This is a genomic window from Kitasatospora sp. NPDC059722 (assembly GCF_042733235.1).
Taxonomy (GTDB): Bacteria; Actinomycetota; Actinomycetes; order Streptomycetales; family Streptomycetaceae; genus Kitasatospora.
In genome coordinates this window covers 1-9,396 of record NZ_JBHWGD010000154.1, presented here as the reverse complement: position 1 = coordinate 9,396, position 9,396 = coordinate 1, and the positions used below count along the sequence as shown (strand labels likewise).

Genomic DNA, 9,396 nt, shown 5'->3' with positions numbered 1-9,396 from the left:
GGACGCTTCCTTCGAGCCGCCTTCCAGCGGGCCCTCCGGGCGCTTCGTTCTTTCGTGTTTCCAGCTTATCAGATGTTTTCCGCTCCGTTTTCCGGGGCTTCGTCATCCGACTTGCTGCTGTCTTGACCGGAGCTTTACGCCCCGTCCGACGTCCTGAACTCTAGCCGATCCCTGCTCCGAAAAGCGAATCCGACCGAAGTCAGGCCACAATCCCGATAAACACACATGCCAAATACGCACCGAGCCGCGACAGGACGCGACCCGGCCCGGACCGGGAAGTGGTGTTTCAGAGGATTGGCCGCCCCGGGACCGTCCGCGCCGATGCGTGTCCGGTGCTCCCTGCCAAGCGGCTGACTGACAGTACTCCTACTCCGCGTCGGACACAAAATGCCCAGCTCGCGGCCGGTCCGACCACGTGACCCCGGAGCGGCAGCCGCGGGGTGCCGACCGTGCCACCCGGCCCGGGTCCGGTCGTGGCCGGCTCCCTCTCACTTATTCGCAACGCCCGACCGGTTTGCACGCCTAGGATCTGCCCGACCTACCGGATCGGCCGGAACACGAGGTCACGTTTATCGGGGGGCATCGTGGGTGTCGTCGTGGGTGGAATCGTCGCCGTACTGGCAGTGGCGCTGGTGTGGTGGGTGGTCCGGACGTACAACCGGCTGGTCCGGCTCCGGAATCAGACGCAGGCGTCCTGGGCGCAGATCGACGTCCAGTTGAAGCGCCGGCACGAGCTGATACCCAACCTGGTCGAGGGCGCCCGCGGGTACGCGGCGCACGAGCGGGCCACGCTGGAGGCGGTCGTGACCGCCCGCGGGGCCGCGACGGACGCCGGTCTCGGGGTCGCCGGCAAGGCGGCCGCGGAGGACGTGCTGACCGCCTCGCTCGGCAAGCTGACCGCCCTGGGCGAGAACTACCCGCAGCTCAAGGCCGACCGCCACTTCGCCACGCTGCAGGCCGAGTTGGCCACCGCCGAGGACAAGATCGCCTACGCGCGGCAGTTCTACAACAGCGCCGTCCAGAGCTACCACACCGCGCTGGAGAGCTTCCCGGGCAACGTCGTCTCCGGGATCGGCGGCGCGCACGGGCGCCGGGAGTACTTCGAGGCCGGGGCCGCCGCCCAGGAGGCGCCGCGGGTGACCTTCGCATGAACATGAGCCTTGAGGACCAGTTCTACTGGTCCGCCGCCGGCCTGTTCGTGCTCTGGCTCGCCGCCTTCGGACTCGCCCTCGTGGCCACCCGGAACGGCGCCGTGCACGCGGCCCCCGCCACGCAGGAGTTCGGCCCCGCACCGGAGCGGCCGGCCGTCGTGGCCCTGCTGACCAACCGGTGGCGCTCCGTGGACCACGCCGCCGCGGCGACCCTGCTCGACCTCGCGGCGCGCGGCCTGGTCGAGGTGCGCCAGCCCGCGGACGACCCGGTGCAGAGCACGGTGCACGTCACCGGCACGGACGCGGACACGGGCGACCTGACGCCGTACGAGCGGCGGGTCCTCGCCCGGATCACCGAGCAGGCGGGCGCAGCCGGCGCCCCGATCGGTGCGATCGCCTTCCGCGCTCAGGAGCGCGCGAGTTCGTGGAACGGCGCGCTGCGCAAGGAGATCGTCGCCGAGGCCAGGCTGCGCGGGCTCTCCCGGTCCCGGTTCGCGCCGCTGCTGTCCGGTGCGCTGGCCGTGGCCGCCTTCGGCCCCGGGGTGCTCCTCGGGCTGGGCGGCCTCACCGGCGGCCACAACATCCGCGCCGCGATCGTGGTCGGGGTCCTCCCGTCCGTCCCGCTGATGTACCTGCTGACCAGGGCGCTCGGCGAGCGCGCGACGCGGCTCGGCCTGGAACGGGCGGGACACTGGGCCGGCGTCCAGGCCTGGCTGCGGGCGCACGAGGACTTCGCCCCGCTGCCGCCCGCGTCCGTCGCCGTGTGGGACCGCTACCTCGCGTACGGCGCGGCGCTCGGCGTGACCACCCGGACCTCCCGGCTGCTCGGCTTCGACGCGGGCGACAAGCGGCGCGTCTGGTCCTCCTACGGGGGCGCCTGGCGCCCGGTGCGGATCCGCTACCCCCGTCTTCGCCCCGGCTTCGGCGCGACTCCCGCCCAGCTGCTCCGACTGGCCGGCGCCGCAGCGGTGGTGGCCGTCGGCCTGGTCCTGTTCGCGGCGCTGCGCCGGCCCGAGTGGGCGGTCACGTCCGGCCCCGACGCGAGCCACTCCCTGCGCCGCCCGGGCCTGCTGCTGACCCTCGGCTGGGTCGGCATCGGGCTGCTGGCGATCGCGGCGGCCGGCCGCTTCAGCCGGTGGACGCTCTTCCTGGCGTTCCTCGCGACGATGCCCGGCAACTACGCGAGCGGCCACGGCTGGCTGACCCACGGCATGGACGGTTCGGGCCCCCTGCCGGGCGAGACCGCCGCGATCGCCGTCTTCGGCGCGGTCACCGGCTACTACCTGGTCCTCGCCGTCCTGGAGCGCCGCGCGCCGCTCACCGTCACCGGCGAGGTGCTGCGCCTGGAGCCGCGCAAGCGCGAGAAGGCGCCGCGGTTCCTCGCGGTGGACACGGGCGACTCGGACCGCACCGTCGCCTGGGCCCTGCCGGCCGGGGCACCGGCGCTCGCGCCGGGAAGGGTGGTCCGTCTGTCGGTGTCGCCGGGCACCCGGGCGGTCAGGTCGGCGGAGCCCGCCGCCACCTGACCGCGCCCCACCCGCCGGCCGTGGTCAATCCGCGCGGCCGCGCGGGAGAACGGCGCGGACGACGGCGCCGGCGGGGGCGTTGGCGGCCGTGAACGTCCCTCCGAGTTCCTCGGCGCGTTCGGCCATCGAGCGGAGGCCGACCCCGGCCGTCGAGTCGCCGCCGGCCGTGGAGCCACCGCCGGGGAAGCCGGTGCCGTTGTCGGCGACCTCGACGGTGACCCGGTCGGCCGGGGCGTGGAGCGTGAGCCGGGCGGAGGTCGCACCGGAGTGACGGGCCACGTTGTTGAGGGCCTCCCCGCTGATGCGGTAGACGGCGACCTCGACGGCGGCGGGCAGCGCGGGCAGCGGGTCGGGGTGCAGGTCGAGGGTCACCTTGAGCGACCGGCTGCCGAAGGTGTCGGCGAGCTGCCGCAGCGCGCCGGCCAGGCCCTCGCCGTCGAGGCAGGCGGGGGCCAGGCCGTCGGTGATCCGGCGCAGTTCGGTGATCGCCCGGCCGATGCCCGTGGACGCCGCGGTGAGCGAGGTGGCCGCGGTGGAGCCGCCGGGCAGGCCGGAGAGGGCGGTGTCGATCCGCAGGCGCAGGCCGGAGAGGGCGGGGCCGAGACCGTCGTGGAGGTCGTGGCGGAGCCGGCGCCGCTCCTCCTCGCGGGCCAGCACGAGCCGCTCGCGGCTGGCCCGGAGGTCCTGGTAGAGGCCGAGCGAGGCGATCGCGGGCGAGGCCTGGTCGGCGAGGAGGCTCAGCACCGCGCGGTCCTGCCGGTCCAGTTCGGTCTGCCCGGGGCGCGGTGGCACCAGCAGTTCGCCGATCCCGGCGCCCTCGTAGGTGAGCGGGAAGGCCTCGTACGCGGGGGGAACGGCCTCACCGGGCAGGTCGGGCGTCCCGAACCGGGCCAGTTCGCGCGGCCCGCAGCGGGTCCGGACCCGGACGGCGGCAACGGGAAGCCCGAGGGCCTCCACGACCGTGCGGCACAGCAGCGGCGGCGCGTCCGCCGGGTTGACGGCATGGCTCATCCGCTCCGCCAGCTGCCGCACCAGCTGGTACGGGTGGGCCCGCTCGCCGTAGTAGTACCGGTCCACGGCGCGCTCCACACCCCGGGCGGCCGGTCGCAGCAGCACACCGATGACCCCTGCCGTGGCCAGCTGCCACCACCGGGCGCCGGTGCCGGTGCCGGGCAGGAGGCGGTGCGTCAGGTAGACAGCGAGCAGCACGACGACGAACAGCAGCGTGCAGAAGGCGTAGGCGGTCAGGTAACGCCGGGTGACCCGGTCCAGGGAGAGCCGGCGGTCGCGCCGGAAGGCGGCGAGCGGCACCAGCATCCAGGCGGCCTCACCGGCCACGATGACCGCGTACGGCAGCCACGCGGGGTAGTCGCCGAGGTAGTGCGGGACGGTGGCCAGCGCGGCCCACACCCCGTAGACGAGCGTGACCTCGAACAGGTGCGGGTGCGATCCGGGCGAGCGCCACCAGCGGACCCCGGCCACCGTCAGGGTGAACACGAGGCTGCCCGCGAACACGTCCATGCCGTGCGGGCCGAGCCAGCCGTCCAGCCAGGCGAACAGCGCGGTGCCGTGGAGCGGGTTGGGCAGGGTGTCGAACGCGGGCACCCGGGCGGTGTTGGCGAACGCGAGCACCGCGCTCCAGGCGGCCACCAGTACGGTGATCGAGCGCCAGATCCCGCCGGGCAGCCGGGCGTCGGGGAGCCAGAGCGGGAAGCCGATCACCAGGAAGGCGTTGACGATGTCGGCGGCCAGCACGAGCGCCATGACCGCACCCGTGACCGCCGGACCGGCACCGGCCAGCGCGGCGGCGAGGAGCACCACCATGCGCAGCGACTGGAGCAGCCCGCTGACCACCAGGAGCGTGCCGAGCGCCCGGCTGTTGCCGTTGACCACCAGGAACAGCCCGGCGAGGGTGAAGATCAGGCCGAGCGCGACCCAGACACCGTCGTAGAAGTAGTGTCCGCCGACGCCCTCCGTCCCCGGGTGGGTGAGTGCGAGGAGCGACCACACCGCGGCGCTCGCCAGCGTGCCCGCGGCGACCGCCAGGGCTCCCACGCCCAGGCCACCACCGCTCCCGAACCCGCTCATCCGCTCACCGCCTCCCTGGTCCTCCCCATGGTCTCCGCGCCCGTGTCCCGACCGCACGGGCCACCGGTCCCGGTTCCGACGGGACCGGTGGCAGCCGCTGCCCGGCCCCCCTACTCCCTCGGGCCGGTCGCCGCGTACAGCGTCGTGCCGAGGGCCAGCAGGGTGAGGGCCGTCGCGGTGGAGGCGGGGGTGTCGGGGGGAAACGTCATCCAGTGGAGCACCTCACCTGCGGTGCCGCGCGGGGATGGGGTCAGGAGGGTGAAGGCGAGCCAGCCGACCGGGAGGGTCCAGGCGAAGTGGGCTCCGCACAGGACCGCGCCCAGGGCGGCCAGGCCGGTCAGCCCCGCTGCGGCGCGGACGACCACCGCCGTGGGGGCCAATTGTGTTCCTGCCGCCTGGACGGCCAGCAGGGCCGCGCCGGTGAGCAGGCCGATGAGCAGGACGTGAGCCGCCCGGCGGGACGCCCAGCGGATCGCGGCCGTCCGTTCCAGGGTCACGTCCCGGCCGCCGAGTCCGACGGAGGCGGCGGCGACGTTCGTGGTCAGGACGAGGATCGCCGTCCCCACCTCCGCGTGCTCCGGACCGTCGAGGGCCCAGAGCGCCGCCGTGACGAGGGCGATCGCGGCGGCCGACACGGGCACCTGGCGCGAACGGGCGTACAGCGTCAGCCACCTCATCGGGCCGCCTCCCCGGTCAGTGCCCGGAGGTGGCCGTAGCCCGAACAGGAGACGGTCGCGGCACGCAGTTCCGCGATCCGGGAGCGCTGCTCGGCCGGCGGCAGTGCTGTCAGCCTCTGCCAGGCGTTCTCGGCCTCCGCCCAGGTCGTGAGTTCGTACGCCTCGGTGCCGCGGTCCTCCAGCGGCTGGAACCGTGCGTCGTGGAGGGCCCAACTCACGGCGATGCTCTGGACGGCGACGCCGAGGCGGCCCCCGCCCTCCCGGTCGTTGTCCCCGTGGCAGGTCGGTGCCAGGCCCTTCCCGATCAGCACGCGGGTCAGCTGCTCACCCGTCGCGTCGCGCAGCAGCCGTTCGTCGAAGTCCACCATCACCACGTCGGCGGAGAGGGCGCGTTCGGCGCCGAGCGCGTAGAGCGCGGTGTCCTCCCGCACCGAGGTCGGCGCCGTGTCGCCGAGGACGTCGTGCAGCACGCGCAGCGCCTCCTTGCCGCGCAGCGAGAGCTCGGGCAGGCGGTCGCGGTTCGCCTGCGTCACGCACACCGGCCCGTCGCAGACGAGCGCGGCGGCCGCCTTGTCGACGACGTAGGTGTCGCGGGCCTCGGCCGGGAGAACCGCCAGGGCCAGGGCCGCGCCGGTCAGGACGGGAACCACCCCGAGCAGCCGGCTCCGGCGCGTCGTGGCGGCCAGCAGGGCGAAGCCGGTGCCCAGCAGACCGAGCAGCCAGAGCGTCTGGCCGAGGTGCACGGAGCCGGACAGGGTCAGCAGCATCTGCCGCGGATCCACGGTCACCGGGGAGAACAGGGCGAGCCGGTTCGGCGCCAGGCCCGACGGCAGGGCCCCGTCGCCGCTCTGCCGCAGCAGGAGGCTCCCCAGCATCAGGAAGGTCACCACCAAGGCGGGCGGCGTGAGCACGGACGGGAGCGCCCGCGCGACGCCCATGCCGAAGACCGCCCCCGCGACGAGGGCCAGCACCGCCACGAGAGAGATCGGCAGCCAGCCGAGGGACATGTACGTCGTCCGGCCGAGGCCCACTTCGACCCCGCCCACGATGAGCAGGAGCCCGAAACCGCAGGACACCCCCAGCGACATCGCGCCCGCCGGCAGCGCCGCGCGGCGCCAGGCCGGACTCGGCGTGGTGCTCAGCAGCTCGCCCATCCGCGAGCGGGAGTCGCGCAGCCCGTACGCCGCCCCCAGGCCCACCACCAGCGGCCACCAGAACCCCAGCAGGTACCGGGTCCACATGGCCATGGTGGTCCACTGGGCCGTCCACCCCGCGTTGCCCCGCCACCAGATGCCGTCGATCAGGAAGAAGACCGCCAGGCTGCCCAGCAGCACGACGCCGCCGGCCCACGGCGCGGCCGAGCGCTTCAGCTCGGTCCGCAGCACCCGCCCGTTCACCACGTACCCCCCGGCTGCCCGGAGTTGCTCAGCAGCGCCGAGTAGCCGCGCTCCAGCGGACTGTCACCCGGGTGCTCGGGGCCACCGGCCGCGGCCAGGGCCTCGGGCGTGCCCTGGAACACGAGGCGGCCGTCGGCGAACAGCACCACGTCGGAGCAGGCCGCCGCGACGTCCTCGACCAGGTGGGTGGAGACGATCACGCAGGCCTCGCGGCCCAGTTCCTGCAACAGCTCGCGCAGCCGCAGCCGCTGCGCCGGGTCCAGGCCGACCGTCGGCTCGTCCAGCAGCAGCACCGTCGGGTCGTTGACGATGGCCTGGGCGATGCCCGCCCGCCGCACCATGCCGCCGGACAGCGTCTTCATCCGGTGGTCGGCGCGATCGGCGAGGCCGACCCGTTCCACGGCCCGCTGGACGGCCCCGGGGATGTCCGCCTTCGGCACCTCCTTCAGCCAGGCCATGTACTCGACGAACTCGCGCACCGTGAAGCGCTTGTAGTAGCCGAACTCCTGGGGCAGGTAACCGATCCGGCGCCGCAGCGCCCGGTGGTCGCCCAGCGCGCTCACGGGGGTGCCGAGCAGCTCCAGCGAACCGGCGGCGGGGCGGAGCACGGTGGCCAGGGCACGGATCAGGGTGGTCTTTCCGGCGCCGTTGGGCCCCAGGAGGCCGTGGGTGCCGGTGCCCAGGGCGAGGTCCAGCCCGTCGACGGCGAGCTTCCGCCGCCCGGCGCGCACGCTGAGGCCGGTGGCCCGGACCTCCCAGGCGTAGGTCTTCGGCGCGATGTCGACCGCGCTCGTCACAGGTGTCATGGATGGTCCCTTTCGGGGGCATCGATTGGGTTTCGAAGGTCTGGGGTTTTGAGGGTCTCGGGTTTTGAAGGTCTGGGTTTCGAGACTCTGGGCTTCGAGACTCTGGGCTTCGAGACTCTGGGCTTCGAGACTCTGGGCTTCGAGGGTCAACGAGGGCTTCAGAGAGCCGAGTAGACGTTCCGACGGGCGACCACGGCGCCGACGCCGAGCGCGAGGAGCAGTCCCCACAGGGGCAGGACGTTCGCCTCCAGGACGACGGGAACGCGCTGGGTGAACCACGCAGGTGCCACGACGGCGACGCCCCACACGGCGGCCAGTCCGGCGGCGGCGCGGGTCACCCCGACGACGCTGCCCAGCGCCAGGGCGGCGGACGTGAAGGCCAGGGAAGGCAGCAGCCATTGCGCGGCCGTCATCGCCCCGGTCAGCCAGCCGTGCACCAGCAGCCCCGGCAGCACGACGCCGAGCACCGCCGCGGTGCGGCGGAGGAGCAGGGGCAGTCCGGCGCGGGCGGTCGACGCCGTCAGTTCGTGCGCCGGGTCCAGGCCCCGCGACCACGACACCGCCACACCGCACAGCGGCAGCACGGGCGCGACCAGCAGCAGGAGCGAAGGGCTGCCGAGGGTGGCCGACGACGCGCCCCCGTCCAGCAGCAGAGCGGCCAGTGTGACGGCGGCGGTCATGGCCAGCCAGGGCGTCATGACGGGCGTCAGCCAGGCCGTCACCCAGCGGGGCCTGCGTCGCCGGGCGGGCGCCCGGACGGCGGCGGCCAACTGCGGTTCCAGACCGGCCCGGACGGAGTCGACGAGCGCGGCGATCCCGGGTGCCTCGCCGGGGACCGCGGCCGCCAACCGACCGCGGCACGGCGCGCACGTCTCCAGGTGGGACTCCAGCGCCCACAACGTGTCCGCGGGCAGTTCGACGTCACCGCGCGCGTAGTCGGCGATGAGCCCCGCAGACGCGTGTTCCGGGCTCATGCCACCTCTTGTGCCAGTGCTCATGCCAGTTCCTCCCGCATCGCGATCCGGGCCCTGCGGGCACGCGTCTTGACGGTCCCTTCGGGCAGCCTGAGCAGGACGGCCGTCTCCCGGACGGACAGCCCGTCGAGCACCATGGCCTGCAGGACCTGCCGCAGTTCCGGCGCCAGCCGACGCAGCGCATCGCCGACGTCGCCGCCGACGGTCCCCGCGAGCGCCTCCTCCTCCGCCGCCGGCACCACCGCCGACTCGGCGGCGGCGACGGGCGGTTCGGCGTGGTGCGCGCGACGCCGGAACGCGTCCACCAGCCGGCGCGCCGCGATCGTCCACAGCCACCCGACGGCCGTCCCACCCACCGCGCTCCCGGCGAACGCGCCGGCCGCGCGCCACACCGCCAGGTACGTCTCCTGCATGACCTCGGCGACGATCTGCTCGTCCGAACAGCGACGGCGCAACCGCACCGCCAGCCACGGCGACGTCCGGCGGTACAGCTCCTCGAACGCCCCGCGGTCACCTCTGGCCACCAGGCGGAGGAGTCGCTCCTCGTCCAGCTCGTCCAGTGCTCTCCTGCGTGATCTCACACCAGCCAGACGCCGGATGCGGCGTGCAGGTTCTTGATTCGGCGTGACCTGCGTCACAGCCGGCGGCGCTCGGGGTGTCCGGGCGTTGTGTTCGGGGCCTTCGGAGTGTTCGGGAAATGCGAAAAGCCCCTGATCCGAATGGATCAGGGGCTTTTCTTGAATGATTGTTCGGCGGCGTCCTACTCTCCCACAGGGT

General features: G+C 73.9%; 8 protein-coding genes. 2 read left to right on the top strand and 6 right to left on the bottom strand.

Annotated elements, in window-relative coordinates:
• The first annotated feature begins 596 nt into the window (after positions 1-596).
• Positions 597-1,151, top strand: a complete 555-nt coding sequence (locus ACFV4F_RS40730) for a LemA family protein (RefSeq protein ID WP_380510589.1) — start codon at positions 597-599, stop codon at positions 1,149-1,151.
• Entirely contained in the window at positions 1,148-2,677 is a 1,530-nt protein-coding gene (locus ACFV4F_RS40725; protein WP_380510587.1) for a DUF2207 family protein, read from the top strand. The genes ACFV4F_RS40730 and ACFV4F_RS40725 overlap by 4 nt, the downstream gene beginning before the upstream one ends.
• A 24-nt stretch (positions 2,678-2,701) precedes the next feature.
• Here the strand turns inward: ACFV4F_RS40725 and ACFV4F_RS40720 are convergent, their stop codons facing one another.
• The 6 genes from ACFV4F_RS40720 to ACFV4F_RS40695 form a co-directional block, all read right to left on the bottom strand.
• Positions 2,702-4,765, bottom strand: coding sequence for a sensor histidine kinase (locus ACFV4F_RS40720; protein WP_380510584.1), 2,064 nt, complete (start codon positions 4,763-4,765; stop codon positions 2,702-2,704).
• A gap of 110 nt (positions 4,766-4,875) precedes the next feature.
• Positions 4,876-5,442: a hypothetical protein gene (locus tag ACFV4F_RS40715; protein WP_380510581.1), complete on the bottom strand. Its 567-nt coding sequence runs from the start codon at positions 5,440-5,442 to the stop codon at positions 4,876-4,878.
• Positions 5,439-6,839: a hypothetical protein gene (locus ACFV4F_RS40710; RefSeq protein WP_380510578.1), complete on the bottom strand. Its 1,401-nt coding sequence runs from the start codon at positions 6,837-6,839 to the stop codon at positions 5,439-5,441. Before ACFV4F_RS40710 ends, ACFV4F_RS40715 begins: the two co-directional genes overlap by 4 nt.
• Complete coding sequence (locus tag ACFV4F_RS40705) at positions 6,836-7,645, bottom strand: ATP-binding cassette domain-containing protein (RefSeq protein ID WP_380448634.1); 810 nt, start codon at positions 7,643-7,645, stop codon at positions 6,836-6,838. The genes ACFV4F_RS40710 and ACFV4F_RS40705 overlap by 4 nt, the downstream gene beginning before the upstream one ends.
• 158 nt (positions 7,646-7,803) lie before the next feature.
• Positions 7,804-8,619 (bottom strand): zf-HC2 domain-containing protein, encoded by an 816-nt coding sequence (locus ACFV4F_RS40700; RefSeq protein WP_380448640.1) that lies wholly within the window; start codon positions 8,617-8,619, stop codon positions 7,804-7,806.
• Between the two features lie 20 nt (positions 8,620-8,639).
• The gene (locus ACFV4F_RS40695) at positions 8,640-9,200 is read right to left on the bottom strand and encodes an RNA polymerase sigma factor (protein WP_380448637.1); all 561 of its coding nucleotides are present in this window, start codon (positions 9,198-9,200) and stop codon (positions 8,640-8,642) included.
• Positions 9,201-9,396: the final 196 nt, after the last annotated feature.